General features: G+C 74.1%; 21 protein-coding genes and 1 riboswitch. Of the genes, 12 read left to right on the top strand and 9 right to left on the bottom strand.

The genetic code is table 11. The features are described 5' to 3' along the window. Nucleotides 1-186: 186 nt before the first annotated feature. A complete protein-coding gene (locus tag ABD330_RS24350; protein WP_344468108.1) occupies nucleotides 187-456 on the bottom strand; it encodes a hypothetical protein in 270 nt (89 codons plus the stop codon). A gap of 377 nt (nucleotides 457-833) precedes the next feature. Then, on the bottom strand, nucleotides 834-1,238 hold the full coding sequence (locus ABD330_RS24345; protein WP_344468107.1) for a hypothetical protein: 405 nt from the start codon (nucleotides 1,236-1,238) through the stop codon (nucleotides 834-836). A 1,245-nt stretch (nucleotides 1,239-2,483) separates the two neighbouring features. Between ABD330_RS24345 and ABD330_RS24340 the strand changes: the two genes are divergently transcribed. The 4 genes from ABD330_RS24340 (at nucleotide 2,484) to ABD330_RS24325 (ending at nucleotide 7,003) form a co-directional block, all read left to right on the top strand. Continuing rightward, nucleotides 2,484-3,479 (top strand): SCO1860 family LAETG-anchored protein, encoded by a 996-nt coding sequence (locus ABD330_RS24340; protein WP_344468106.1) that lies wholly within the window; start codon nucleotides 2,484-2,486, stop codon nucleotides 3,477-3,479. 199 nt (nucleotides 3,480-3,678) lie between these two features. Then, entirely contained in the window at nucleotides 3,679-4,701 is a 1,023-nt protein-coding gene (glnII, locus tag ABD330_RS24335) for a glutamine synthetase (RefSeq protein WP_344468105.1), read from the top strand. Nucleotides 4,702-4,805: 104 nt separating this feature from the next. Then, on the top strand, nucleotides 4,806-5,942 hold the full coding sequence (locus ABD330_RS24330) for a M48 family metallopeptidase (protein WP_344468104.1): 1,137 nt from the start codon (nucleotides 4,806-4,808) through the stop codon (nucleotides 5,940-5,942). 230 nt (nucleotides 5,943-6,172) lie between these two features. Beyond that, nucleotides 6,173-7,003 (top strand): MOSC domain-containing protein, encoded by an 831-nt coding sequence (locus ABD330_RS24325; RefSeq protein WP_344468103.1) that lies wholly within the window; start codon nucleotides 6,173-6,175, stop codon nucleotides 7,001-7,003. Here ABD330_RS24325 and cobC read toward each other — a convergent pair. Further along, on the bottom strand, nucleotides 6,990-8,525 hold the full coding sequence (cobC, locus tag ABD330_RS24320; RefSeq protein WP_344468102.1) for an Rv2231c family histidinol phosphate aminotransferase CobC: 1,536 nt from the start codon (nucleotides 8,523-8,525) through the stop codon (nucleotides 6,990-6,992). The genes ABD330_RS24325 and cobC overlap by 14 nt on opposite strands. A gap of 260 nt (nucleotides 8,526-8,785) precedes the next feature. On the opposite strand from cobC, the gene ABD330_RS24315 reads away from it, so the two are divergent. The 5 genes from ABD330_RS24315 to ABD330_RS24295 all read left to right on the top strand — a co-directional run bounded on the left by ABD330_RS24315 (nucleotide 8,786) and on the right by ABD330_RS24295 (nucleotide 14,762). Next, nucleotides 8,786-9,673, top strand: coding sequence for an alkaline phosphatase family protein (locus ABD330_RS24315; protein ID WP_344468101.1), 888 nt, complete (start codon nucleotides 8,786-8,788; stop codon nucleotides 9,671-9,673). A gap of 166 nt (nucleotides 9,674-9,839) precedes the next feature. After that, nucleotides 9,840-10,724 carry an alkaline phosphatase family protein gene (locus ABD330_RS24310; RefSeq protein ID WP_344468100.1) on the top strand — a complete coding sequence of 295 codons (885 nt, stop codon included), beginning with the start codon at nucleotides 9,840-9,842 and terminating at the stop codon, nucleotides 10,722-10,724. 5 nt (nucleotides 10,725-10,729) lie between these two features. Beyond that, complete coding sequence (locus ABD330_RS24305; RefSeq protein WP_344468099.1) at nucleotides 10,730-11,974, top strand: MFS transporter; 1,245 nt, start codon at nucleotides 10,730-10,732, stop codon at nucleotides 11,972-11,974. After that, the gene (locus tag ABD330_RS24300) at nucleotides 11,971-12,993 is read left to right on the top strand and encodes a TolB-like translocation protein (protein ID WP_344468098.1); all 1,023 of its coding nucleotides are present in this window, start codon (nucleotides 11,971-11,973) and stop codon (nucleotides 12,991-12,993) included. Before ABD330_RS24305 ends, ABD330_RS24300 begins: the two co-directional genes overlap by 4 nt. Nucleotides 12,994-13,124: 131 nt before the next feature. After that, nucleotides 13,125-14,762, top strand: coding sequence for an APC family permease (locus ABD330_RS24295; RefSeq protein WP_344468097.1), 1,638 nt, complete (start codon nucleotides 13,125-13,127; stop codon nucleotides 14,760-14,762). Here ABD330_RS24295 and ABD330_RS24290 read toward each other — a convergent pair. Genes ABD330_RS24290 through ABD330_RS24265 form a run of 6 tightly spaced genes read right to left on the bottom strand, consistent with a single transcriptional unit; the run spans nucleotide 14,755 to nucleotide 21,823 of the window. Continuing rightward, complete coding sequence (locus ABD330_RS24290; RefSeq protein ID WP_344468096.1) at nucleotides 14,755-15,246, bottom strand: OsmC family protein; 492 nt, start codon at nucleotides 15,244-15,246, stop codon at nucleotides 14,755-14,757. The genes ABD330_RS24295 and ABD330_RS24290 overlap by 8 nt on opposite strands. Then, on the bottom strand, nucleotides 15,243-16,628 hold the full coding sequence (locus ABD330_RS24285; RefSeq protein WP_344468095.1) for a cobyrinic acid a,c-diamide synthase CobB: 1,386 nt from the start codon (nucleotides 16,626-16,628) through the stop codon (nucleotides 15,243-15,245). Before ABD330_RS24285 ends, ABD330_RS24290 begins: the two co-directional genes overlap by 4 nt. Before the next feature lie 16 nt (nucleotides 16,629-16,644). Further along, nucleotides 16,645-17,250 (bottom strand): cob(I)yrinic acid a,c-diamide adenosyltransferase, encoded by a 606-nt coding sequence (gene cobO, locus ABD330_RS24280; RefSeq protein ID WP_344468094.1) that lies wholly within the window; start codon nucleotides 17,248-17,250, stop codon nucleotides 16,645-16,647. Between the two features lie 3 nt (nucleotides 17,251-17,253). Further along, nucleotides 17,254-19,293, bottom strand: a complete 2,040-nt coding sequence (locus tag ABD330_RS24275; protein WP_344468093.1) for a putative cobaltochelatase — start codon at nucleotides 19,291-19,293, stop codon at nucleotides 17,254-17,256. Then, nucleotides 19,293-20,807 (bottom strand): cobyric acid synthase, encoded by a 1,515-nt coding sequence (locus ABD330_RS24270; RefSeq protein ID WP_344468092.1) that lies wholly within the window; start codon nucleotides 20,805-20,807, stop codon nucleotides 19,293-19,295. Before ABD330_RS24270 ends, ABD330_RS24275 begins: the two co-directional genes overlap by 1 nt. Then, complete coding sequence (locus tag ABD330_RS24265) at nucleotides 20,804-21,823, bottom strand: cobalamin biosynthesis protein (protein WP_425555626.1); 1,020 nt, start codon at nucleotides 21,821-21,823, stop codon at nucleotides 20,804-20,806. The genes ABD330_RS24270 and ABD330_RS24265 overlap by 4 nt, the downstream gene beginning before the upstream one ends. Nucleotides 21,824-21,917: 94 nt before the next feature. After that, nucleotides 21,918-22,069: riboswitch (cobalamin riboswitch) on the bottom strand. 251 nt (nucleotides 22,070-22,320) lie between these two features. Here ABD330_RS24265 and ABD330_RS24260 point away from each other — a divergent pair. The 3 genes from ABD330_RS24260 (at nucleotide 22,321) to ABD330_RS24250 (ending at nucleotide 25,914) form a co-directional block, all read left to right on the top strand. Continuing rightward, nucleotides 22,321-23,010: a helix-turn-helix domain-containing protein gene (locus ABD330_RS24260; RefSeq protein ID WP_344468090.1), complete on the top strand. Its 690-nt coding sequence runs from the start codon at nucleotides 22,321-22,323 to the stop codon at nucleotides 23,008-23,010. Nucleotides 23,011-23,119: 109 nt separating this feature from the next. Then, nucleotides 23,120-24,235, top strand: a complete 1,116-nt coding sequence (locus ABD330_RS24255) for an alpha/beta fold hydrolase (protein WP_344468089.1) — start codon at nucleotides 23,120-23,122, stop codon at nucleotides 24,233-24,235. Nucleotides 24,236-24,402: 167 nt separating this feature from the next. Next, entirely contained in the window at nucleotides 24,403-25,914 is a 1,512-nt protein-coding gene (locus ABD330_RS24250) for a hypothetical protein (protein ID WP_344468088.1), read from the top strand. The last annotated feature ends 121 nt before the right edge of the window (nucleotides 25,915-26,035 follow it).

The raw sequence follows: 26,035 nt of genomic DNA, 5'->3' as shown, positions 1-26,035 counted from the left end.
TGCCGGCACCCCGCTACGACGTCGGCAAGACCGTCAAACGCGAACTCACACTCGAAGCCCACAAGGCCAAAGCCACGACGACTGCATAAAAATCAAGCTCAGACCTGCTCGATCAACCGAAGTGTGGCGGCGGACCCTCGAATTCGCCTTCCGTCACGGTTGCGGACGATCGGGGCCGGGATCCGTCTACCAGTCGCTGGGGAGGCTGGGCCACTGGTCGTGGATCTTGCGAATGCCGCGCGAGTCGCTGATGTAGGCCTCGTCGCCCTGGATGACGCCGTAGGCGCCGCTGTTCTGCCAGTAGAACACACAGTCAGGGTCGGCCCAGGGCGGCCGGATCAGGTCATCGAGCGCCTTGATGGTCCCCTGGCCCCAGTCGGTGACGTGTACCTCGGTGCCGCGCCTGAACCCCACGGCGCCGCTCGTGTATACCCACGCGTCTGCGATGCCGGTCATTCGATCCTGCCTCCTGTTCTCGAATGCGGTTCTGGTACGGCCCTTCCTGGAGGGGTCAAGGGGAGACCGCCTTCGATCCGGGCCTTGTGGAGGGCGGGCCTGTCGTCGCACCACAAGCCGACAGGCTCACTCACGTGAAGGACCGTTGGCCGAGAGCGATGTGCAGCTCCATCCCTGAGCGCCAGCCTCGCGGAAGGGGAATAGTAAGTGTAAGGACAGCCGCCTGAACGGCCCAGCGGCGAGCGGCGAGCGGCGAGCGGCGAGTGATGGCGAGACTTGAGTGACGCCCTGTCAGTTCGAATGGCGGGGACCGCCGCCGCAGCCTCGCTGCTCTCGGCGGGTGCCGGCTTCGTCGCGATCGGCCCCGACGACTCCGGTCAGCGCTGGATCCAGGAGGCCGCCTTCGCCGAGCCGGTCCCCCCGATGACCGCTGCCGAGACCACCATGCCGAGCAGGACGGGTACCCCTCCGCCGACCAGCGCGAGGAACACGCCGCCCAGAATGTTCAGCACCTGAAGCCCGATCAGGGTGCGCCGCGCCCAGTTCTGGCGAGCCGCCGTAGCCAGCGCGCAGACCGCCAGGAGCACTGCCGTACCCAGCGTCACCCACGCGCCGGTGACGAGCAGGCTGCTGTTGTCCGTGTGGCCGTGGTCGATGTCGTTCCGGTTCTCGTGGAACATGACCATGGCGAAAACGAGGTTGCCGGCCGCTTGGATCCAGACCACCACCAGCGCGCCCTTGAGACCACCCGGCATCGGGTCGGGTGAGTACGACGGCACCATCTCTCCACCTCCTGTTCGGCTTCCCACCCCGTTGCGAGGCGGGTCGGCGGACACCGGAGCGGTGTCCGTGCTCAGGTCACTCCAGGTGCTCCTCCTCGGCGCTGCCCGGGTTCAGCAGGGGTGGCCGTGATCCGGTGGACCTGGGTCTGCTCGTGGAGCGCCCGCGGCCACCGCCGGGCACTCTCCTCGGGCGCAGGGGCCCGCGACCGCTCCGCGCAGCCGGGCCCGGGTCATCGCCGCAAGGCCGCCCAGGGTGACTCGGCGGGCCTGGGCGGCGTCGGGCGGCAGATCGGCCCGCAGCTGTGCGAGGCAGGAGAGCCCCAGTGCGCCGAGCGGATTCCTCCTCGGCCTCCTTCGCCGACGGGCGCCGCAGGCGCACGTCCTCGGCCCGCAGCTCGCCCCGCTCGACGAGGCCGGTGGCCAGGGCGTCCACCACGCGGCCCGGCCCGCCGGCGAGCATGCCCCGCAGCGCCGGGGTCCGGTCCGTCCCGCCGAGTGCCGCGCGGACCCGTTCGGCGCTGATGTGCCGCTCTGCCTGCGCCAAGCCCGACGGAACGGTGATCCCACCGAGGACCACCATGCCGTAGAGCGTCCACAACCCGTCCACGGTCACTTCCCCTGTGTCGCAGTGCCGAGCAGTGCGTCAGCTCAGATTAATGCACGTACTGCCTTCTTTCATAGTGGCTTTGATGGATCGTCAGTTGACGGACCGGCGAACCCGGTCATCCAGTGGATGGCGTCGATGGGGATGCGCACCGTCACGCCTTGGCCGCGATCGTGGGCTCCCGCTCGTTCGGCCGCGCGAACGGGCCGCCGGCCGGGCAGGGCGTGCAGCTGGCGGGCCGGCGCTCGGCGCTCGGTGCAGGGCGGGTGTGCCGCCGGGTGTCCGGGGTTGTCCGGGGTCGTCCGGACACCTTGCCAGGGCCGGGCGGACGGCCCGACGATCTGACCCTCGACCCAGGTGCGCCGGCGCCTGGGCGGTCCGTCGGGGTGGGAGCGGTCACGGGGGGCGCTCCCGCCCCGGCGGAGTATCCCGGGCGGCTCGGGTGCTGCACGCGATCCGTCCGGGCGGTTCACCCCAACGGGTGAAGTGACCCATGGTGCGACTCGTGTGACGGGCTGTTCGATGAGACTGGCGGCAGTCGAGAGCGCAGGCTCCTTCCCCGGGGCGGCGTGGCGTAAGCCCGCGCACGGGGTCACCGAGGTGGCGCGCTCTGCCAACCCGCCACAGGTAAGGGTCCCGTCTTGTCCGTTTCGCGTACCACCGCCGCTGCCGCCGTGGCGGTCGTCGCCCTGGCCGTCGGTCTGCCGCTCCCGGCCGCCCGGGCCGACACGGCCGCGCCCGTTCCGTCGGCCGTACCCGCGGCCGTACCCGCGGCCCTGTCCACGGCCGTACCGGCCTCGCCGGGGAGGGCCAGTGCCGTCACCGCCGAGCTCCGGCTGGACGTCAGCCTGCTGGACAAGGCCGCCGACGTCCCTGTCGACATAGCGCTGAACAAGGTCGAGACCCCGGCGCAGAGCGCCGGCACACTGCTCACGGCCAAGGTGGACGGCGTCGACCGGGAGCGCCCGGTGACCCTCGTCGACGCCGAGGCCGGCAAGTCCGTCACCCGCGCCGACGCGCACGGCACCGCCGCCTCCGTCACGCTGGTCGGCGCCGCTGTGCACGCGCCCGGCCTGCCGCTCACCGCCCTGCTCGGACTGGACGCCTTGAGCGCCTCGGTGACCTGCCCGGTCGACGGGCCGCCCACGGCCCAGGTTGGTGCGCTCGCCCGGGTCACGGTGCTCGGCAGGTCCGTGAAACCGGGCCTGTACGGGCCCACCCATGTGGACGTCCCGGGGATCGGCAGCGTGGACCTCCAGTTCTCCCGGCACACCACCACGTCCACGACGGCGGCCGCCTCCGCGCTGGAGGTGCAGGTGGCGCTCAACCCGCTCAACCTGAACGTCGCCAAGGTCACCGGCCGGATCACCGTCGCGTCCGTGAGCTGTGAGAAGCCGACCGCCGGGAGCGCCGCGCCGTCCACCGCGCCGGCGGTCCAGCCGTCCGCCGGGCCGTCGGGGCTCCCCGCCCCCGCCTCCGTCCAGGCGGGCCGTGCCCTCCCCGCCGCCGACGCCCGGAGCCTCGCCTTCACCGGCAGCAGCGGTACGGGAACGCTGCTGGCGGGCTCGGGGGTGCTGCTGGCCGTGGGCGCCGCCGCCCTCCGGGTGACCCGCCGCCGCCGCGCCCACCGGCGCTGAGCCGACGGCTCCGCCCTCGTCCGGCCCGCAGCGGGCAAGGCGCGGGGTGTCGCCCGCGCGCCCCCGAGTGGCACTCTCGCAGCGTGAGCGTGCCACTGCGGACGGTTGGTTTACACGGGCGTCACATAGGAGGAACAACCGGGAAACGGCGGCTTGCGACGCTACGCGGGCACCCACCACTCAAGTTGCGAGGTAAGCCGTGGCAATCAAGGCCGAGTACATCTGGATCGACGGCACGCAGCCGACCGCCAAGCTCCGCTCCAAGACTCGGATCCTGGCCAACGCTGACAAGCTGCCGACCTGGGGCTTTGACGGCTCCTCCACCAACCAGGCCGAGGGTCACGCCTCGGACCGCGTGCTTGAGCCGGTCGCGTCCTTCCCGGACCCGATCCGCGGCGGCGACAACATCCTCGTCCTGTGCGAGGTCTTCGAGACCGACGGCACCCCGCACGTCTCCAACACCCGTGCCAAGCTGCGCCCGATCGCCGAGCAGTTCGCCGCCCAGGAGGGGATCTTCGGCATCGAGCAGGAGTACACCTTCTTCAAGGGCTCCCGCCCGCTCGGCTTCCCCGAGGGCGGCTTCCCGGCCCCGCAGGGCGGCTACTACTGCGGCATCGGCGCCGACGAGGTCTTCGGCCGCGAGATCGTCGAGCTGCACCTCGACCGCTGCCTCGCCGCGGGCCTGGCGATCTGCGGCATCAACGCCGAGGTCATGCCCGGCCAGTGGGAGTTCCAGATCGGCCCGGTCGACGCGCTGACCGTCTCCGACCACATGTGGGTCGCCCGCTACCTGCTCTACCGCACCGCCGAGGAGTTCGGCATCGACGCCACCCTCGACGCCAAGCCCGTCCGCGGCGACTGGAACGGTGCCGGCGCGCACACCAACTTCTCCACCAAGGCCATGCGTGAGGGCTACGACGCCATCATCACCGCCTGCGAGTCGCTCGGCGCCACCCAGGAGATCGTCCTGGAGCACGTCACCCAGTACGGCGACGACATCGAGGCCCGCCTGACCGGCAAGCACGAGACCGCCCCCTGGAACGTCTACTCCTACGGCGTCTCCGACCGTGGCGCCTCGGTCCGTATCCCGTGGCAGGTCGAGGTCGAGCAGAAGGGTTACATCGAGGACCGTCGTCCGAACGCGAACGTCGACCCCTACGTCGTCACCCGCCTGATGGTCAACACCTGCTGCTCCGCCCTGGAGAAGGCCGGCCAGGTCTGATCCGCCCCCAGCCGTAGCCGAACGCCCGCCGGTCCTGCCCAGGACCGGCGGGCGTTTCCGCGTCCGTGTGTTCGTGTGTTCGCGCGTACGGAAGACTGTGGGGCATGGACGACTTCGGCCCCGACTTCACCCCCGAGCAGGTCGCCAGGGGCCGGGCGCTGCGCCGCGCGCAGGTGCCGTGGGCGCTCGGCGGGCAGGCGGCCGGGCTGCTGCTCTCCCTGGTGCTCGGGTTCACCCCGGCCGGGGCCGGGCTGGTGGCGGCGGTGGGCGGGCTGTTCGGCGGCTCGCGGACGGCCGAAGTGCTGGGCGGGGCGGCGGTGCTGGTCCTGCTCGGCCAGGCGGCCGGGCTGCCCTTCTCGGCCCGGGTCCGGGCGGTCCGGACGCGGTACGGCCTGGTCACCCAGGGCTGGCGGGGCTGGGCGCTGGACGTCCTGCGCGGCCTCGCACTGACGCTGCCGCTCGCCCTCGCCGCCGTCTACGGGCTGTACGCGCTCACCGCGTGGTCCCCGCAGCACTGGTGGCTGCCCGCCGCCGGGGCGGCCGCGCTGCTGGTCGTCGCGCTCTCCTTCCTCTACCCGCTGCTGGTGGAGCCGGTGTTCAACCGCTTCACCCCGATGGAGCCGGGCCCGCTGCGCACCGCCCTGCTCGCCCTCGCCGAACGCGACGCGATCCGGGTGAAGGACGTCCTGGTCGCCGACGCCTCGCGCCGCACCACGGCGCTCAACGCGTACGTCTCCGGTTTCGGCGCGACCCGCCGGATCGTCGCCTACGACACCCTGCTGGGCACCGCCGAGCCGCGCGAGGTGGAGTTGGTGGTGGCCCACGAGCTCGGCCACGTCAAGCACCGGGACGTGCTCACCGGCACGCTGCTCGGCGCGCTGGGCGCGGCGTTCGCGGTCTGCCTGCTGAGCCTGCTGACGGGCCGGCAGGTGCTGCTCTCGGCGGCCGGGGTGCCGGGCGTCGCGGACCCGCGTTCGCTGCCGCTGCTGGCCGCCTGTGCGGCCGTGCTGGGCGCGCTGGCCGGGCCGCCGCAGTGCGCGGCGAGCCGCCGGATCGAGACCCGGGCCGACCGGCACGCCCTCGAACTCACCGGCGACCCGGCCGGGTTCATCGCGATGCAGCGCCGGCTGGCGGTCGCCAACGTCTCGGACGTGGACCCGCCCCGGCCGCTGGAGCTGCTCTTCGCCACCCATCCCAGTGCCGTCCGCCGGATCGCCGCGGCACGGGCCTGGCGGCGCTGAGACCGTGGACCGGCCGTGGGCCGGCCGTGGGTCGGCCGGGGGCCGACCCGGTCGCGCGGGCCGGTGGCGGGTGCCGGACACCCACGAATCTCCGAAAGACGGGTGGGACTCCTGTTATCGGGGTGGCGCGAGCCGGGGTGCATCGCGGACAATCCGGCCACCGAGGCGAGGAGAACGGCGATGCCACAGCAGACCCGACCGGCAGCACACCACCCCGGCCGGGTGGCGCCATGATCCTGGGAAAGATCCAGGCACTGCGGCGCCATCCGGTGAAATCCCTACTGGGGGAGGAGATCGTGTCGAGCGAGGTCACCGAGCGCGGGCTCACCGGTGACCGCAGCGCGGCACTGCTCGACCTGGAGACCGGCCACGTCGCCAGCGCGAAGAACCCGTACCTGTGGCGGCGGCTCCTGACATTGTCGGCGGCATTCACCGAGCGGGGCATCCGGATCACCCAGCCCACCGGCACGTTGCTCTGGAGCGACGAACCCGGGGTGGACGGCGTCCTCTCCGGGCTGCTGGGCCGCGAGGTGGCGCTGATCGACACCCGCCCGGACGGCGCGACGCTCCAGCGCTCCATACCGGAGGAGGTGCTCCGGCACGGCGTCGAGGTGGAAGTCCCCAACGCGGTGGTGGAGTTCGGCCGGGCCGCACCCGCCGGGACGTTCTTCGACCACGCCCCGCTGCACCTGCTGACCACCGCGACCCTGGACGGGATGGCCGTGCACAGCCCGCGCGGGGTGCTGGGGGCCGCCCGGTACCGCCCCAACCTGGTGATCCGTTCGGACGGGCCGCCGTTCGCGGAGAACGACTGGGTGGACCGCGAGTTGGCGATCGGCGCCGACCTGCGGATCCGGGTGCTGATACCCACGCCGCGCTGCGCGATGCCGACCCTCGCGCACGGCGTCTTCCCGCCGGACACCTACGCCTACAGCCTGCCGGACCGGTTCAACCGGATCGAGCCGCTGCCCGGCATCGGCCCGCTGGCCTGCGCGGGCGTCTACGCGCAGGTCCTGCGGCCCGGGCGGATCAGTCTGGGGGACGTGGTCAGGACGGTGTGACGCCCGGCACCGGGAGCCCGGCCGGCAGCCCGATCGGTGGCTCGACCGGCAGCTCCGCCGGCAGCTCGACCGGCGGCCCCGCCAGTACGTCCGCCAGCGCGTCCGCCAGCGCGGCCAGGAAGGCGTCGGTGGTCCGCTCGTCCCGGACGGCGATCCGCAGCCAGTCGGGCCCGAGCCCGGGGAAGGTGTCCCCGCGCCGGACGGCGAACCCGGCCGCGCGCAGCCGCTCGCGGACCCCGGCCGCGCCCGCCAGCTCGACCAGGACGAAGGAGGCGGCCGGCTCGCCGTGCACGCGTACCGCCGGGAGGGCCGCCAACCCCTTGAGCAGGTGGTCGCGTTGCGCGACGGTCGTCCGGGCCGCCCGCTCGGCCTCGTCGAGCGCGGCGGGTGCGCTGCAGATCTCGGCGGCGGCCAGTGCGGGGGTGGAGACCGGCCAGAGCGGCTGGGCGGTGGCCAGCTCGGCGATCAGGCCGGCGGGGGCGAGGACGTAGCCGATCCGCAGCCCGGCCAGGCCCCAGGTCTTGGTGAGGCTGCGCAACACCACGACCCGGCCCGGGAGTCCGCGGACGGCGGCCAGCGACTCGGTCTCGCCGGGCAGGGTGTCCATGAACGCCTCGTCGATCACCAGGGTCCGGCCGGGCCGGGCCAACCCGGCGAGTTCGGCGGCGGGGTGGACGACGGAGGTCGGGTTGGTGGGGTTGCCGATCACCACCAGGTCGGCCTCCTCCGGGACCACCCCCGGGGTGAGCCGGAAGCCGTCCTCGGGCGCGAGCAGCACCCGGTGGACGGTGTGCCCGGCGTCCCGCAGCGCGGCCTCGGGCTCGGTGAACTGGGGGTGCACGACGGCCGCGTACCGGGGCCGCAGGATCCGGGCCAGCAGGACGAACGCCTCCGCGGCGCCCGAGGTGAGCAGCACCTCGTCCACCGGCCGCCGGTGCCGGGCGGCGACGGCGGCCCGCGCGGCGGAGCCCTCGGGGTACGCGGCGAGGCCGGTGAGGGTCGCGGCGAGGTGTTCGCGCAGCCAGCCGGGCGGCGTACCCGTGCGGACGTTCACCGCCAGGTCCACCAGCTCGCCGCCGTCGCGTACTTCGGCGTCGCCGTGGTGGCGCAGGTCGGGTTCGGTGGTCACGGGTGCACTCCAGGGTGGGGCGGTACGGGCGATCGCGGCGGTGGCCCGGGCGGACTTGTGCTTGCGGACGACCAGCCGTCCGCCGTCGCCGGCGCCCAGCAGCGCGGCGGCCTCGGCGACGCTCGGCGTCCTGACGGCGGCCAGCACGGCCGGCGAGGGGTGCGGCACGGGGACGGCGGCCAGTGCGGCCGCCGGGTAGCCGACCAGCTCCACGCCGAGCAGCCGGGCCACCGTGCGCAGGGCGGGCTCCTCGGACTTGGTGTCCAGGGTGGCGAGCCGGGCGACGTCCGGGCGGGAGGCCCCGGCCGCCGCGAGCACGGCGTCGACCAGCCCGAGCACCTCGCGGGCCGGTACCCCCCGGCCCGCGCCGACGCCGACCACCACCTGCCCCATCGGGCACCCCTCTCGCGCGGACCGGATCCCCGGAATCCCACCACGGGCCCGATGACCAGGTCAATCACGTCCGGGGCGGGCTGCCCGGGGCGGCCGGCCGGGCCGACGGGACACCCCGGGCCCGGTGCGGGACACTGCCGGATAGGCGGGCAGCGTTCGCCGGTTCTTCATCCGGACCGGGCAGCCGCGTCCACCGGCGCACTCCTAGCGTTGTCGGCGCTCTGCCAACGCACCCTTCGCCGTCCGCCCGGAGGAACGTCATGCCGCAGTCCGTCCGCCGTCCGCGCCGCAAGCTCGCCGCCGTCGCCGCCTCACTCGGCCTCGCGGCCGCCTCGCTGGGGATCTGGGCCGTCACCGGCTCCACCGCCCAGGCCGTCACGGCTCTGCCCACCCCGGACCACGTGGTCGTCGTGGTGATGGAGAACCACGCGTACTCCCAGGTCATCGGCAGCTCCAGCGCGCCGTACCTGAACAACACCCTGAAGGCCGGTGGCGCCAACCTCACCGCGTCGTACGGGATCACGCACCCCAGCGAGCCGAACTACTACGCGCTGTTCTCCGGCTCCACCCAGGGCCGCACCGACGACAGCTGTGTCGGTGTCGGTTCGATGACCGCGCCCAACCTCGGCTCCGAGCTGATCGCCGCCGGCAAGAGCTGGGCCAGCTACAACGAGACCCTGCCGAGCCAGGGCTCGACGGTCTGCAGCAGCGGCAAGTACGCGCAGAAGCACAACCCGTGGTTCGGCTTCGGCAACGTGCCGACCTCCACCGCGTACACCTTCGCGCAGTTCCCGGCCGACTACACCACGCTGCCGAAGGTCTCCTTCGTCACCCCGAACCTGTGCAGCGACATGCACGACTGCTCGGTCGCCACCGGTGACACCTGGATCAAGAACAACCTCGGCGCGTACGCCACCTGGGCGCAGACCCACAACAGCCTGCTGGTCGTCACCTTCGACGAGGACAACAGCCTCTCCGGCAACCGGATCCCGACCCTGCTCTACGGCCAGCACGTGACGCCGGGCAGCAGCTCCGCCGCCACCTACAACCACTACAACGTGCTGCGCACCCTGGAGGACCTGGCGGGTCTGAGCACCCACGCGGGCAACGCCGCCTCCGCCACGGACGTCACCGGCATCTGGAACTGACGCCGGGCCGGCGCGGGTGGCCGGGCGCCGACCCGGCCACCCGCATCGTTCGTCCGCTCTTCATCTTTTGTGCGCCGTACATGTCATCCGTGCCCGCCTAGTCTGGCCGCGCCCGTGCCGCGTCATGCGCGCGGCCAGGACAGCCGACCCCACCGGAGGACCCGCCATGCCGCCCCGCCAGGTACCCGCCCGCCGCACCCTGACCGCCCTGGCCTCGGCCCTCGGCCTGACCGCCGGCTCGCTCGCCCTGTGGGCCGCCACCGGCACCGCCGCGCACGCCGACAGCGCGCTGCCCGCCCCCGACCACGTGGTGGTCGTGGTGATGGAGAACCACGCCTACTCCCAGGTGATCGGCAACTCCGGCGCGCCGTACCTCAACTCGCTGGCGAGCGGCGGCGCGAGCCTCACCGCGTCGTACGGGATCACGCACCCCAGCCAGCCGAACTACTACGCGCTGTTCTCCGGCTCCACCCAGGGTGTCACCGACGACAGCTGCGTCGACCCCGGCGCGCTCCAGGCGCCCAACCTCGCCTCCGAGCTGCTCGACGCCGGCCAGACCTGGGCCAGCTACAACGAGAGCCTCCCCGCCCAGGGCGACACCTCGTGCAGCAGCGGCGACTACGCGCAGAAGCACAACCCGTGGTTCGGCTTCGGCAACGTGCCGACCGACAGCGCCGACACCTTCGACCAGTTCCCGAGCGACTTCAGCACGCTGCCGAAGGTCTCCTTCGTCACCCCGAACCTCTGCAGCGACATGCACAACTGCTCCGTCGCCACCGGCGACAACTGGCTGCGGGACAACCTCGGCGCCTACGCGGACTGGGCGCAGACCCACAACAGCCTGCTGGTCGTCACCTTCGACGAGGACAACAAGCTCTCCGGCAACCGCATCCCGACCGTGCTGTACGGCCAGCCGGTCAAGGCCGGCAGCAGCTCGGACACCACCTACACCCACTACGACGTGCTGCGCACCCTGGAGGACCTGGCCGGGCTGGGCACCCACGCGGGCAACGCCGCCTCCGCCACCGACATCACCGGCGTCTGGAACTGACGCCCGTGTACCTCGCGGACTCCCGCAGCGCCGCCGAGACCCCCCGCACGCCGGGGGGTCTCGGCGCCGCCGTGCCCGGCACCGTCCTCGCACTGGGCGCGGTCAGCCTGATCACCGACATCTCCTCCGAGATGGTCACCGCCGTGCTGCCGCTGTACGTGGTGGCCGGCCTCGGCCTCTCCCCGCTCGGCTTCGGTGTACTGGACGGCATCAACAACGGCGTCGGCGCCCTCGTCCGGCTGATCGGCGGGCACCTCGCCGACCGGGGCGGGCGCAGCCACAAGGCGGTGGCCGCCGTCGGCTACGGGCTGTCCGCGCTCTGCAAGCCGCTGTTGCTGCTGGTGCACACCGTGCCGCTGATCGGCGCCGTACTCGCCGTCGACCGCACCGGCAAGGGCCTGCGCACGGCGCCCCGGGACGCGATGATCTCGCTCGCCACCCGGCCCGAGCACCGGGGACGGGCGTTCGGTGTGCACCGGGCGATGGACACCACCGGCGCGCTGCTCGGCCCGCTGGTCGCCTTCGGCGTCCTGCGCGCCACCGTGGACGGCTACGACGCGGTGTTCGCCGTCAGCGGGTGCGTCGCGGTGCTCGGCGTGCTGGTCCTGCTGCTCTTCGTACCCGCCCGCCGGGCCGGCCAGGCCCCCGGCGCGCCGAGGCCCGCGCTGCGCGACTCGCTGACGCTGCTGCGGCTCCCGGCGCTGCGCAGGCTCACGCTGTGCGCCGTGCTGCTCGGCCTCACCACCGTCAGCGACTCCTTCCTCTACCTGCTGCTCCAGCGCCAACTGGCTCTCCCCGCCACGCTGTTCCCGCTGCTCCCGCTCGGCACCGCCGCCTCCTTCCTGCTGCTCGCCGTCCCGCTCGGCGCCCTCGCCGACCGGATCGGGCGGCGCACGCTCTTCCTGCTCGGGCACGGGGTGCTGCTGCTCGCGTACGCCCTGGTGCTCACGGTGTCGGCGTCCGGCGTCGCGGTGGCCGTCCTGCTGCTGCACGGCACGTTCTACGCCGCCACCGACGGCGTCCTCGCGGCGGCGGCGGCCGACGTCACCCCGGCCGCGCAGGTCGGCGCCGGGCTCGCGCTGGTCGGCACCGGCCAGGCGCTGGCCCGCTTCGTCTGCTCGCTCGCCTTCGGCGCCGCCTGGAGCGCCTGGGGCGGCCACACCGCCCTCGCCACCACCGCCGTCGGCCTGGCGCTCAGCGCGGCCGTGGTCACCGTGCTGCTCCGTACCCTCCGTGAGGTCCCCGCATGAGCCGAACCGCCCGTCTGCTGATCCTGCTGGTCGCCGTCGTGCTGCTCGGCGGCATCGGCACCGGCGCGGTGCTGTACGCCGCCGACCGGTCCGGCAAGCGCGACCGGGAGCAGCCCGGCGGCCCGGCCGTCCACGCGGGCAAGGTCACCCTCCAGGCCTCCGGCGCACGGCAGTTGGTCTTCCGCAACATGGCCTGGGGGCCGCACCGGGACGAACTCGCCACCGTCCCGGCCGACCGGTCCGACGCGCCGCGTACCGCCTCCGGCGTCAAGTGCCTGCGCTTCCACGCCGCCGCGGGCACCGGCATCTGTCTCCAGGCGGTGCACGGCGCCCTCGACGACACCTACCGCGCCGTCGTCCTGGACGCCGGGCTGCACGAACTGCGCAGCTTCCCGGCGGCCGGCATCCCCACCCGCGCCCGGGTCTCGCCCTCCGGCCACCTGGCCGCCTGGACGGTCTTCGTCAGCGGCGACTCCTACGGCGGCACCGACTTCTCCACCCGGACGGCCATCGTCGACACCCGCACCTGGAAGCTCGACGACAACCTGGAGACGTACGCCATCACCAAGGACGGCCACCCGTACCAGGCGCACGACACCAACATCTGGGGCGTCACCTTCGCCGACGACAACCGCTTCTACGCCACCCTGGCCACCGGCGGGCACACCTACCTCGTCCAGGGCGACGTCACCGCCCGCACCCTGACCACCCTGCACCAGAACGTCGAGTGCCCCTCGCTCTCCCCGGACGGCACCCGGATCGCCTACAAGAAGCGCATCCCGGGCGCCCCCGACGGCTCCCCCTGGCGGCTGTACGTCCTGGACCTGCGCACGATGACCGAGACCGCCACCGCCGAGCAGCGCAACATCGACGACCAGGCGCTCTGGGCGGACGACTCCACGCTGCTCTACGCCCTCCCCGGCGACTTCGGCGCCGACCTGTGGACCGTCCCGGCGGACGGCTCCGGCGCGGCCCGCAAGGCGGCCGCCGCGGCGGTCGCCCCCGCGTACGTCGGCTGACGGCCCCGCGCGGCCGTGCGGGGCGGCCTCCGGCTGGGCCGTACGGGTGGCCCTGTCGGCGTGTAGCCGCCACCCCGCAGAGGCACTGCGGCACTGTCGGACGGAGCTACCGCTCTCCGAGAGGCCGCACCATGGCACCGACTGGCCAGCTCTCCTCCTCGTCACCCAAACACGCCCTGCGCCGCGAAGTCGGGATGATCGGGCTGCTCTGGGCCTCGGTCGGCGCGATCATCGGATCGGGCTGGCTGTTCGGCGCGGAGAAGGCCGTCCGGGTCGCCGGGCCGGCCGCGCTGCTCTCCTGGGGGATCGGCACGGTGGCCATCGTGCTGCTCGCCCTGGTCCACGCCGAACTCGGCGGGCTGTTCCCGGTGGCGGGCGGCACCGCGCGGTACCCGCACTACGCCTTCGGCGGGTTCGCGGGCATGTCCTTCGGCTGGTTCTCCTGGCTCCAGGCGTCGACCATCGCGCCGATCGAGGTGCAGGCGATGATCGGCTACGCCCGGCACTGGTCCTGGGCCGACGGCCTCCAGAATCCGAAGGACCAGACCCTGACCGGCTCGGGCTACGCGGTGGCGGTCGTCCTGCTCGCGCTCTTCGTCGCGATCAACTTCCTCGGCGTCAAATGGCTGTCCCACACCAACAGCGCGGCCACCTGGTGGAAGGTCGCCGTTCCGCTGCTCACCATCTTCGTGTTCGCGGTGCACGAGTTCCACGGCGGCAACTTCACCTCGCACGGCTTCGCGCCGTTCGGCGCCCGGGGCGTGCTGTCGGCGATCAGCACCAGCGGGGTCATCTTCGCGCTGCTCGGCTTCGAGCAGGCCATCCAGTGGGCGGGGGAGAGCATGAACCCCCGGCGCGACATCCCGCGCGCGGTGCTCGGCTCGGTGCTGATCGGCAGCCTGGTGTACATCCTGCTCCAGGTGGTCTTCATCGGGGCGCTGCCCGCCTCCTCCTTCGCCGGCGGCTGGGACAAGCTGACCTACGCCGGGATCAGCGGCCCGTTCGCCGGTCTGGCGACCGTCATCGGGCTCAGCTGGCTGGCCACCATCCTCTACATCGACGCGATCATCTCGCCCGGCGGCACCGGCCTGATCTACATCACCTCCAGCTCCCGCATCACCTACGGGCTGAGCCGCAACGGCTACGCCCCGCAGGCGATGCAGGCCACCGACCGCCGGGCCGTCCCCTGGGTCGGCCTGGCCGTCGCCTTCGTGGCCGGCCTGCTCTGCTTCCTGCCCTTCCCCAGCTGGCAGAAGCTGGTCAGCTTCATCACCTCGGCGGTGGTGCTGATGTACGCGGGCGCCCCGCTGTCGTTCGGTGTGCTGCGCAAGCGCCTGCCGGGGCTGGAGCGGTCCTACCACCTGCCCGGAGGGTCGGTGATCTCGCCGCTGTCCTTCGCCGTGGCGAGCCTGGTCATCTACTGGGCGGGCTGGGACACCCTCTGGCGGCTCGGCGCCTCGATCCTGCTCGGCTACCTGCTGCTGGGCTCCTACGCGGCCTACGCGAAGGCCAAGCGGCTGCCGGTCGCCCCGCGGATGGACTTCGCGGCGGGCCAGTGGCTGCCGGTCTACCTGATCGGGCTGGGCGTGCTCTCCTGGCAGGGCCAGTTCGGCGTAGGAGCCCAGAAGAACCTGCCGCTCTGGTGGGACATCGCGGTGATCGTGGTGTTCTCCCTGGCGGTCTACTACTGGGCCATGCGGGTGGCGCTGCCCACCGAGGAGATCGAACGGAACATCAGGGGCGTCGAGGTCGTCGACGAGATCAGCTGAGCCCGGCGCTCCGCACGGTGACCACCGGCTCGTGCCGGACCGGGAAGTTCACCGAGTTGGCGATGAAGCAGGACTTGTGGGCGTCGGTGTGCAGGGCGAGGGCGAGCTCCGTCATCGACGCCTCGGCGACCTCGATCCGGGGCCGCAGCACGGCCTCGGTGAAGTGCCCGCCCTCGGCGGTCTCCGCCATGGTGGCGACCGGCTCGTCGGTGTACGAGGTGACGACGACGCCGTTGACCGAGCAGAAGTGCAGGTACCAGAGCAGGTGGCACTGCGCGATCGAGGCGAGCAGCAACTGCTCCGGGTTCCACCGTGCCGGGTCACCCCGGAACGCCGGGTCCGAACTGCCCGGGATCGTCGGACGCCCGTCCGCCGACACCTCGTTGGCACGCTCGTACGCGCGGTAACTGCTCGTCCCGGTCCCGGTGTTACCGGTCCAGACGACCTGGGCGGTGTACGTGTGGAGCTTCGGCGGCGTGATCATGGGAGCAGTCTACGGACGCGGTGCTCCGCCGCCGCGCCGACCAGCCGCTGCGCCAACTGTGGTGCCCCCGCCCAGTGCAGGTGCAGGTACGAGGCGTGCACGGAACCGCCCGCGAAGCCCTCCGTCCGGGGTCCGGCGGGCCCGCGCCAGGCCCAGGCGGGCTGCTCGCCGGCGCCGGGTTCGCAGACCGTGCGGTGGAACTCGTGGCCCCGGACCCGGGTGCCGGCCGGGGCGAGCACGCTGTCGCCGAGGGCGACGGCCTCGCGGTAGCCGAGGGTGAGGCGTTCGGTCATCCGGGCGGTGGTGTCGAGCACGCCGCACATCGGCGCGCCGTCCAACTCCCGTCCCAGGTAGAGCAACCCGGCGCACTCGGCGCTCACCGGCGCGCCCGAGGCGGCGAGTTCGGCGATCGAGGCGCGCAGGCCGGTGTTGGCGCTGAGCTCGGAGACGTACATCTCGGGGAACCCGCCCCCGATCACCAGGCCCGCCGCGCCCTCGGGCAGTGCCGCGTCGTGCAGCGGGTCGAACGGGACGACCTCCGCGCCCGCCGCGGCCAGCAGTTCGGCGTTCTCCGCGTACGAGAACGAGAACGCCGCCCCCGAGGCGAGCGCGATCCGGGGCCGCCCGGCCACCGGGGTGACCTCCTCGGCGGCCGACCAGGCCGGGCCGGAGAGCGGCGGCGCACTGCGGGCGAGCGCGAGCACGGCGTCCAGGTCGACCGAGGCGCCGACCAGTTCGCCCATGTCCCGGACGGCCCGCAGGGCGTCCGCCGAGCGCTCGACGGCCGGGATCAGGCCGAGGTGCCGGGACGGCGTGGCGACGGAGGCCGTCCGCCGCACCGAGCCGAGCACGGGCACGCCCGAGCCCTCCTCCAGCGCCTCCCGCAGCAGCTCCTCGTGCCGGTCCGAGGCGACCCGGTTGAGGATCACCCCGGCGAGCCGCACCTCCGGGTCCCAGGAGGCGAAGCCGTGCACCAGCGCCGCCACCGACCGGGACTGCGAGGAGGCGTCTACCACCAGCACCACGGGTGCCCGCAGCAGCTTGGCGACGTGCGCGGTCGAGGACAGCTCACCCCGCCCGGCGGCGCCGTCGAACAGCCCCATCACGCCCTCGACCACCGCGACATCGGCCCCGGCCGCGCCGTGCAGGAACAGCGGTGCGATCCGCTCCGGGCCGCACATGAAGGCGTCCAGGTTCCGCCCGGGACGTTCGGCGGCCAGGCCGTGGTAGCCGGGGTCGATGTAGTCCGGGCCGACCTTGTGCGGCGAGACGGCCAGGCCCCGGGCGGTGAGGGCGGCCATCAGTCCGGTGGCGACGGTGGTCTTGCCCGCGCCCGAGGAGGGCGCGGCGACGACGAGACGGGGGATGTTCGACTGGTTCAACGGGATCAGCTGCGCTCTACCACTCGATACCGCGCTGGCCCTTGCGGCCCGCGTCCATGGGGTGCTTCACCTTGGTCATCTCGGTGACCAGGTCGGCGAGTTCGGTGAGCGGCTCCTTGGCGTACCGGCCGGTGATCACCACGTGCTGGCTGCCGGGGCGGTCCTTCAGCACGGCCACCACCTCGTCCACGTCGACCCAGCCCCAGTGCATGGGGTAGGTGAACTCGTCCAGCACGTAGAAGCGGTAGGTCTCGGCCGCCAGGTCGCGCTTGACCTGCTCCCAGCCCTCCTTGGCGGCCTCCTCGCTGGAGACCTCCGCCTCGGTGGAGCGCTGCACCCAGGACCAGCCCTCGCCCATCTTGTGCCAGGCCACCGTGCCGCCCTCGCCGGACGCGCCGAGGACGCGCAGCGCGTTCTCCTCGCCGACCTTCCACTTGGCGGACTTCACGAACTGGAACACCCCGACCGGCCAGCCCTGGTTCCAGGCCCGCAGCGCCATCCCGAAGGCGGCGGTGGACTTGCCCTTGCCGGGGCCGGTGTGCACGGCGGTGATCGGCAGCGTACGGCGCTGGCGGGTGGTCAGGCCGTCGTCGGGGACGGTCTCGGGGATACCCTTCGGCATGGCTCAGGCAGCCTTTCGGTTGGTGGTGCTGACGTTTCGGTGCGCGTGCACCAGGGCGGCGACGCCTTCGGCCCGCAGCTCGTCCAAGGTGACGGCGGAGCCGCCGAGTTGACCGGCCAGCGTGCGGGCCAGGCCGAGCCGCACCGGGCCGGCCTCGCAGTCCAGCACCACGCTCGCCAGCCCCTGCGAGGCCAGCAGCCCGGCGGCCTGCCCGGCCCGCTCCAGCGCGTCCCGCCCGCCGGTGGCCCGTCCGTCGGTGACGACGACCAGCAGCGGACGGCGGTGCGGGTCGCGCATCCGCTCCACCCGCAGCACCTCGTGCGCGCGCAGCAGCCCGGCCGCGAGCGGGGTCCGGCCGCCGGTCGGCAGCTGCTCCAGCCGGGCCGCGCCGACCTCGACCGAGGAGGTCGGCGGCAGCGCCAGCTCGGCGCCGGAGCCCCGGAAGGTGATCATGCCGATCTTGTCGCGGCGCTGGTACGCGTCCATCAGCAGCGACATCACCGCGCCCTTGACGGCCGTCATCCGCTGCCGGGCCGCCATCGACCCCGAGGCGTCCACCAGGAACAGCACCAGGTTGGACTCCCGGCCCTGCCGCACCTGCTCCCGGAAGTCGTCCCGGCGCAGCACCAGCGCCCGCGAGTCCCGGCCCCGGGCCACCTGGTGCGGGGCGGCGGCCTGCAGCGTCGCGCTCAGGTGCAGCCGGCTCAGGTGGCCCTGCGGCCGGCGGGACCGGATGGTGTGCCCGCCGTCGGTCTCGGCGGGCGAGCGGCGCCCTTGGGCGCCCTTCCCGGTGCCGGGGACCTTGAACAGCTTGGTCCGGTACGGCTCCCCGGCGGAGGCCACCGGCGCGGCCGCCCGCGCCGGGCCGCCGCTCTGCTCCGGGACGGCGGGGTCGTCCGAGGCGGCGCTGCCGTCGGGCGCGTCGCTGCCCGGCTCGGGGGCGCCGCCGCCCGGGCCGTTGCCGTCGGGGCCGCCGTCGGGGCCCGGACCGTCGCCGTCCGGGCCCGGGCCGTCGTCCTCCGGGTCCGGCTCCGCGTGCTCGTCCAGGGTCCGGTCGAGCTGCTCCTCGTCCAGGCCGGGCGCGTCGAAGGGGTTGCGGCGGCGACGGTGCGGCAGGGCCAGCTGGGCGGCCTTGCGGACGTCCTCCTCCAGCACCTCCGTCCGCCCGTCCCAGGCCGCCAGCGCGACCGCCGCCCGGGCCATCACGATGTCCGCGCGCAGCCCGTCCACCTCGAACGCGGCGCACACGGCGGTGATCTGACGCAGCGCCACATCCGTGAGCACCACCTGCGGCAGCAACTCCCTGGCCGTGACGATCCGGGTCGCGAGCTCCCGCTCCTCCTCGGCGAACCGGGCCGCGAACACGGCGGGATCCGCGTCGTACGCGAGCCGCCGCCGCACCACCTCGGCGCGCTCCGCCGGGTCCCGGGTGGCGGCGATCTCGACGGTCAGCCCGAACCGGTCGAGCAGCTGCGGCCGCAGCTCGCCCTCCTCCGGGTTCATCGTGCCGACCAGCAGGAAGCGCGCCGCGTGCCGGACCGACACGCCCTCGCGCTCCACGTACGAGCGGCCCATCGCGGCGGCGTCCAGCAGCAGGTCCACCACGTGGTCCTGGAGCAGGTTGACCTCGTCGATGTAGAGCACGCCCCGGTGCGCCTTGGCCAGCAGGCCCGGCTCGTACGCCTTCACGCCCTCGGCGAGCGCCCGCTCCAGGTCCAGCGAGCCGACGATCCGGTCCTCGGAGACGCCGACCGGCAGCTCGACCAGGTACGCGGGCCGCTCGTCCCGGGCGGAGACGGTGTGCGGCCCGTCCGGGCACTGCGGGTCGGCGGAGGCGGGGTCGCAGGCGAACCGGCAGCCGGGGACGGTCGCGATCGACGGCAGCAGCCCCGCCAGCGCGCGGACCATGGTCGACTTGGCGGTCCCCTTCTCACCCCGCACCAGCACTCCGCCGACGGCGGGGGAGACCGCGTTGAGCAGCAGCCCGAGCCGCAGGTCGGCCATGCCGACGATCGCGGTGAACGGGTATCGGACGTCACTCATCAGTTCTCCAGAGGCCGGGGCGCGCCCGGCGGTACGAACGGCAGCCCGTCGCCGGGCACCCCGCCCTCGATCAGCTTCCACAGTGCGTCGGTGTCGGCGTGCTCCTCGATCAGGTCCCCGAGCCGGTCGAGCCGTTCCTCCCGGGCCGCCGCGAACGAGGTGTCGGGCGCCGGTACGAACGCCCGCCCGGCCAGCTCGGCGACCTCGCGCAGCAGCGCGCGCCGGAAGCCGTCGTTCTCCAGCGCGCCGTGCCAGGTCGTGCCCCAGACCGCGCCCACCCGGCAGCCGTCCAGGAAGGGGTCACCGCCCTCGACGGTCACCACCCCGTGGTGGATCTCGTACCCGTCGACCCGCTCGCCGTACGCCTCGCCGACCGGCCTCGCCAGCACCTTCTCCCGGCCGAACACCACCCGGGTCGGCAGCAGCCCGAGTCCGGCGACCGTGCCGGCCTTCGACTCGACCTCGTCCTCGATCTCCCGGCCGAGCATCTGGTACCCGCCGCAGACCCCGAGCACCGGCCGTCCGTCGAGCGCCCGCGCGCGCAGCGGGGCCTCCAGCCCGCGCTCGCGCAGCCAGGCCAGGTCGGCGACCGTTGCCCGGCTGCCGGGCAGCACCACCAGGTCGGCGTCGGCCAGCTCCTCGGGCCGGGTGGCCCAGCGGACCAGCACGCCCGGCTCCTGCGCCAGCGCGTCCAGGTCGGTGAAGTTGGACAGCCGCGGGAAGCGCACCACGGCCACCCGCAGCACGTCCGCGCCGACCGGCCCGCGCACGTCGCCGCGCTCGACCACGGTCGTCAGGTCGAGCGAGTCCTCGGCGTCCAGCCAGAGCCCGGAGAGCATCGGCAGCGTGCCGAGCACCGGACGGCCCGTCAGCCGGTGCAGCATCTCCAGGCCGGGCGCCAGCAGCCGGGCGTCGCCCCGGAACTTGTTCACGAACCAGCCGGCCACGTGCCGCTGGTCCTCGGCCGAGAGCAGCGCCAGCGTCCCGTACATCGCGGCGAAGACCCCGCCCCGGTCGATGTCGCCGACCACCACCACCGGCAGCTTCGCGGCGACGGCCAGGCCCATGTTGGCGATGTCCCGGTCCCGCAGGTTGATCTCGGCGGGGGAGCCCGCGCCCTCGCAGACCACCACCTCGTACCGGCTGCGCAGGTCGGCCAGGCACTCCAGCGAGCGCTCCAGCAGGACGGGCTTGCGCTCGCGGTAGTCCATCGCGCCGACCTCGGCGACGGCCCGGCCGAGCAGCACCACCTGGCTGCGCCCGTCGGCGCCGGGCTTGAGCAGCACCGGGTTCATCGCCGCCTCCGGCTCGACCCGGGCCGCCGCCGCCTGCATGGCCTGCGCGCGGCCGATCTCGGCGCCGTCGGCGGTCACGAACGAGTTCAGCGACATGTTCTGCGCCTTGAACGGCGCGACCCGCACGCCTTGGCGGGCCAGCCAGCGGCAGATCCCCGCCGTGACCACGCTCTTACCCGCGTCCGAGGTCGTCCCGGCGACCAGCAGTGCCCCACTCATGTCCGCACCCCGTTCTTCTCGCTCATGGGCAATCTCCGGGGGCGCGAGGAACTGCGCGAGACGGAAGGTACGGCGCCGTCCCGTCCCATCCGCCCCAGCACCCTCGCACCAACCGTCACAGCAAGGGCCAGCGCGCCGACCCGGCGGGACAACACACAGGCCCGCTCGATGTCGTCCACCGTGACGGCCCGCAGCTCCGCGCCCAGCACCGGCCGGTGCTCGACCTGCTCGCCGTACGTCAGGGTGCCGCCCAACCGGACGCCCAGGGCACCGGCGAACGCGGACTCCGCCTGGCCCGCGTTGGGGCTCGGATGCGCGGAGCCGTCCCGTCGCCAGACCCGCCAGGCGGTACGCGGCTCCGGCGCCGCCGCGACGGTGAGCAGCGCGGTGAGCCGGGCGCCGGGCCAGCCGGCCAGGTCGTCCAGGCGGGCCGAGGCCCAGCCGAAGCGGAGGTGGCGCGCCGAGCGGTGGCCGACCATCGCGTCCAGGGTGTTGACGGCGCGGAAGGCGAGCAGCCCGGGGGTGCCGGCGACGGCGCCCCAGGTGAGCGCGTTCACCACGGCGTCGGCGGTGTTCTCGGCGACCGACTCGACCACGGCGCGGGCGATCTGGGCCTCGTCCAGGGAGCTCGGGTCGCGCCCGCACAGGTGCGGCAGCCGCTCGCGGGCGGCGTTCAGGTCGTCCGCCTGGAGCGCGCGGCCGATGGTGCGCGCCTCCCGGGTCAGCGAGGCGCCGCCGAGCACCGTCCAGGTCGCGGCGGCGGCCAGCGCGGCCCGGCCGGCCCAGGAGCGGCCGGCCGCCCGGTCGGCGAGCAGTGCGCCGGCCGCGACGGTGCCCACGCAGACCGTGGTGAACAGGGCGCCGGTGCCCCGGTGGTCGCGCCAGATCCGGCGCTCCAGGCGGTCTGCGGCGGTCCCGAAGGCGGCCACCGGATGACCGCGCCGGGGGTCGGCGAAGCGGGCGTCGGCCAGATAGCCCGCCACGGTGCCGAGCGCGAGAGCGGAGCCGCGCCTCAAGGCGCGCACGGCGCGACGAAGACAGGGGGGGTTCGGGGCCCGACCGGGGCAACCTGCATGGCGTGGGTGTCCTCACTCAGGGTCCGCGCCCTGGATCGACGTACCGGGGGGTGAGAGTCTCCTGGCTTCCGGGCCGGCACGCCTGGGGCGTGCTCCCGGTGACAGTGGCGGGACCGCGCCGGATTCCCACCGGCTTCCTCTGCATGCCTCCGTTTGGCTGAAGGATCCCATCACGGGGCTCGACCGGGAGTCAACAAGGTCTCCGGAGGGCTTGGTCACACGCCGTGTCCGCTGACGTGCCGACAGAACGGGAGGTGGGGTGGGTGCTACCCGCGTAGCCTGGCAGCCTGTCGATGATCCGTCACTACCTCCGAGTAGGGCCCGGATTCGGCGCCACCTCCTTGGAGGATCATCTAGTGCCCGTTGGGGGGCGCCACCCGGGCTTCGTGCAATCAGCGGGTATGGACGGGCCGGGGCCACCCGTACGGTCACTTGACATGCGACGCAGACAGCCCGGCAGCACACCCGTGCCCTTCTCCCCGGCGGCCGCCCGGGCGCACCGGGCGGGGCTCGGCCTGACGCCGGAACAGGTCGCCGAGGGGATGGCCGCCCACGGGGTCCGCCTGCTGCCCGGGCACGTCATCGGCTGGGAGAGCGGCGAGATCCGCCCGTCCGAGGAGGAGTTCATCGCCCTCTCCCGCGCGCTCTGGTGCCCGCCGGCCCAGCTGATGGGCGCCCGCCCCGCCACCCTGCGGGACTTCCGGGTCGCCCGGGAACTCGGCGTCGAACAGGCGGCCCGCAGGATCGGCATCTCCGTCCCGGCGTACGAGAAGGTCGAGACGACCGGCAAGTGGACCGGCGACGCCGAGCAGTCGTACGCGCTCGCGCACGCCCTCGGCCTCGGCCTGCGCGCGCTGCTGCACGTCACCAACCGTCAGGAGGAGCTCGACGCACGGCTGCGCCGCTGCGTCGACGGGCGCTGGCAGGCCCAGCTGAAGGTGATCGCCCGCCTGGTGCCGGTGCCGGACGAGGTGCTCTCGGCGACCCTGGCGGCCCTGCAGAACGAGTACCGGGTGCCGATGCACTGGGGCGCCTCCACGCCCGTCGCCGAGCAGCCGCCCGCCGAGCCGCTCGCCGAGCGCTTCTGGAAGCTGCTCTCCGGGCACCGCACCGACATCCCGGTCTGACGGCCCGGCCGGACGGGCTCCCCGGACGGACGCCCCCCGCTGGCACGGCGGCCCCGCAGCCGGTGCACTGGGACGGTAACCGTCCGCCACAGCACACCCGGGGAGCGCCATGCGTTGGGGAACCGCCGCGATCGTCGCGGCCGCCACCGTCGGGACCGGAGCGGCGGTCCTGCTGCTCGGTCGCAGGGTCTCCGAGCGGGTGGTCGGCCCGGACGGGCTCGAAGCGGCCGCCCCCGCGACCCTGCGGGTGCACGACCTGGCCGCCGGGCGGGTCACGCTCACCCGGACCCCGGAGGCGGCCCGGCCCGGGCGCTACGCGCTGGAGTGGGGCCGAGACGGGCACGCGGTGGTCGGCGAGGTCCTGCGGACCGACATCCGGACGGTCACCCGCCGGCTGGTACGCGCCGACGGCGGCACCCTCGACATCGGCACCGAGGTCCGGCTGACCCCCCGGGTCCTGCGCGGCGACCCGGAGTCCGCACTCGGCCTGGAGTACATCGAGACCGGCGCCGAGGGCGAGCTGGGCCTGCTGCCCGCCTGGTACACCGCAGGGGTGCGCGGCACCTGGGTGATCCTGGTGCACGGGCCGGGCGCCGACCGCTCGCAGGCGCTGCCGGTGCTGCCGCTGCTGAACTCGCTGCGGCTCCCCACCCTGACCGTCACCTACCGGGGCGACGAGGGCGCGCCGCCCTCACCGGACGGGCTCGGGCACTTCGGCGAGACCGAGTGGCGCGACATCGAGGCCGCCGTCCGGCTCGCGCTCGGCAGCGGCGCGGGGAAGGTGATCCTCTACGGCTGGTCGCTCGGCGCCACCATCGCGCTGCAGACGGCCGCCCGCTCGGACTGGCGCGACTCGGTCGCCGGGCTGGTGCTGGACTCCCCGGTGCTCGACTGGCCCGCCACCGCGCGGCAGGGGGCCGTCCGGTCCGGCGTCCCGGCGCCGCTCGCCGAACTCGGCGCGCTGGCCGCCCAGGGGCGCGCCGGGGTGGACCTGGCGGGCTTCGCCCGGCTCGCCGAGGGGACGGACCTCCAGGTGCCCACCCTGCTGCTGCACAGCCCCGCGGACGACCTCGCCCCCTGGGCGGCCGCCCAGCGCCTCGCGCAGCTGCGCCCGGACGTGGTGAGCCTGCACCCGGTCGCGAACGCGGAACACGCCGCCCTCTGGAACGCGGACCCGGCCGGCTACGCCGAGACCCTGCGCCGCTGGCTCACCCCGCTGCTCTGAGGGCGGGCCGGCCCGCCTTCCTGTGTTGTGGACATGCCATAAAGGGGCTGGTGGGAGCCCGGTTTGCGGCGGGTTGCCCGATCTCTACCCGCCTTGGGAGTCGGACTCCCGAAGATGCACTGAAGTCGATGTGACAGATGGCCTGTGCACGGGGAAGACTGCACGGCGTGACGTCTCGGAACCCGCGCGACCGTGATGCCCCGCCCCCGCCGACGATCGGTGCCGGTGCGACGGTGACCCGTCTGCCCGGTACGGCCCGCCGTGCCGACGGCGCCCGCCCGGCCGATCCCCTCGCCGCCCGCCGCCGCACCCCCGCTCCCAAGCCGGGGCGCGGGCGCGTACCCATGCCCGAGGGCTTCCCCGCCCCCGCCGAGCTCGCACCGCCCGCCCGGCGGATGCTCGCCGACGCCGTGCGGATCGCGCGCTGGGCGGGCGAGCTGGAGACGGTCGACAAGCGCGGCGAACTCCTCCCCGAGGACGCCCGCGCGGCCGGCCGCGCCCTCGCCATGACCGTCGGCGCCGCCGCCAAGGCCTGGGGCCAGGCCCTGCTGGTCGGCCTGGTCGAGGCCCGCGACGGCGGCGCCGCGCCCGGCTGGCGCCTGCACGCCTGGGAGCACGACGACGAGGCCGTCGTCCGGGGCTGGTCCGCGCTCTTCGACGCCTGGACGCTGCTCGCCCCCGTACCGCCCGCCGCACTGCGCGGCGTCTTCGCGGTGCTGGCCGGGCAGGCCGTCGACCAGGCACCCCAGCTGCTCTCCTTCCTGCACCTGGTGGACGGCCCGGTCCCCGACAGCGAGCTGCTCGAACTGCTCCGCCGGGGCCTGGACGAGCGCCGCCACGGCGCGGGCACCGGAGCCGGGGCGCTCTCCCCGATCCCGCACGCGGCCTCCGCCGTCTCCGCCGTGCGCGGCACCTGCCGCGAGCCGCAGATCGACACCCCGCACGCGATCTCCGACGTCGCCGCCGTCCTGGACTGGATGCTGGACGGGCTGGCCGCCGTCGGCGCCGTCATCCGCGAGGGCGAGGCCGCCGAACTCTCCTCCCTCGGCCACTGGGCCGTGCGCGCCAAGCTGGAGGAGATCTGCACGGTCGCCCAGACCGCCGCCGGGCACATCGAGCAGAGCGCCCTGGAACTCCTGGACGCCTGCGCCAACTACTCGCCCGGTCCGGCCCGCGCCGAGTACCGCGCCTGGGTCGCCGCCCGGCCGGTCGACCGGGCCGTCGCCGAGCTCCTCGACGCCGCCCAGGGCGAGGACGCCCTGCTGCGCGGCCTCGCCTTCGAGGCCCTCCGGGTCGCTGGGGGCACCGCCGAGCAGGCCGTCCGGGCCGCGGTGGACGAGCCGGTGCTGCGGCCGTACGCGCTGCTGTGGCTGGCCGAGCAGTCGGACGAGGGCGGCTGCGCGCCGGCCGACGTGCTGACGGCGGAGGACGCCGCCTGGCTCTGGGTGGACACCGCCGCCGCGGTCCTGGACCACGGCGAGACGGAGCTGCTGGTCGGTCACGTCGAAGGCGCCTCGGCGGGCGAGCCCGTCCGCCTCTTCAACCGCGCCCGGCAGTCCGGCCACCCCCGTGCGGCCTCCGTCCTCACGGCCGTCGCAGGGGTCCACCCCGACCCGGCGGTCGCCCGCGCGGCCCGCCGCAGCGCCTTCAGCGTGCACCGGGGCGGCAACGGCGCGTAGCGCGGGTTTTCCAGGGGCGCGGGGAACTGCGCGAACCGGGAGCGCAGATGGTGCCACGTTCGCACGGTGAGTCAGTTGCAGGTCGGAGTCTTCCGGTTTCGCGCAGTTCCCCGCGCCCCTG

This window comes from Kitasatospora kazusensis, assembly GCF_039529945.1.
GTDB classification, from domain to species: Bacteria; Actinomycetota; Actinomycetes; order Streptomycetales; family Streptomycetaceae; genus Kitasatospora; species Kitasatospora kazusensis.
This window is presented reverse-complemented; position numbering and strand designations above follow the sequence as displayed.

Bases quoted from the DNA above. Each gene is read 5' to 3' on its own strand.
- ABD330_RS24310 (WP_344468100.1), top strand. From the start codon at position 9,840: ATGCCGCCCCGCCAGGTACCCGCCCGCCGCACCCTGACCGCCCTGGCC.
- ABD330_RS24350 (WP_344468108.1), bottom strand. From the start codon at position 456: ATGACCGGCATCGCAGACGCGTGGGTATACACGAGCGGCGCCGTGGGG.
- ABD330_RS24325 (WP_344468103.1), top strand. From the start codon at position 6,173: ATGATCCTGGGAAAGATCCAGGCACTGCGGCGCCATCCGGTGAAATCC.
- cobO (WP_344468094.1), bottom strand. From the start codon at position 17,250: ATGCCGAAGGGTATCCCCGAGACCGTCCCCGACGACGGCCTGACCACC.
- ABD330_RS24270 (WP_344468092.1), bottom strand. From the start codon at position 20,807: ATGAGTGGGGCACTGCTGGTCGCCGGGACGACCTCGGACGCGGGTAAG.
- ABD330_RS24315 (WP_344468101.1), top strand. From the start codon at position 8,786: ATGCCGCAGTCCGTCCGCCGTCCGCGCCGCAAGCTCGCCGCCGTCGCC.
- ABD330_RS24295 (WP_344468097.1), top strand. From the start codon at position 13,125: ATGGCACCGACTGGCCAGCTCTCCTCCTCGTCACCCAAACACGCCCTG.
- ABD330_RS24345 (WP_344468107.1), bottom strand. From the start codon at position 1,238: ATGGTGCCGTCGTACTCACCCGACCCGATGCCGGGTGGTCTCAAGGGC.
- ABD330_RS24300 (WP_344468098.1), top strand. From the start codon at position 11,971: ATGAGCCGAACCGCCCGTCTGCTGATCCTGCTGGTCGCCGTCGTGCTG.
- ABD330_RS24260 (WP_344468090.1), top strand. From the start codon at position 22,321: ATGCGACGCAGACAGCCCGGCAGCACACCCGTGCCCTTCTCCCCGGCG.
- ABD330_RS24255 (WP_344468089.1), top strand. From the start codon at position 23,120: ATGCGTTGGGGAACCGCCGCGATCGTCGCGGCCGCCACCGTCGGGACC.
- cobC (WP_344468102.1), bottom strand. From the start codon at position 8,525: ATGGGGCAGGTGGTGGTCGGCGTCGGCGCGGGCCGGGGGGTACCGGCC.
- ABD330_RS24275 (WP_344468093.1), bottom strand. From the start codon at position 19,293: ATGAGTGACGTCCGATACCCGTTCACCGCGATCGTCGGCATGGCCGAC.
- ABD330_RS24330 (WP_344468104.1), top strand. From the start codon at position 4,806: ATGGACGACTTCGGCCCCGACTTCACCCCCGAGCAGGTCGCCAGGGGC.
- ABD330_RS24290 (WP_344468096.1), bottom strand. From the start codon at position 15,246: ATGATCACGCCGCCGAAGCTCCACACGTACACCGCCCAGGTCGTCTGG.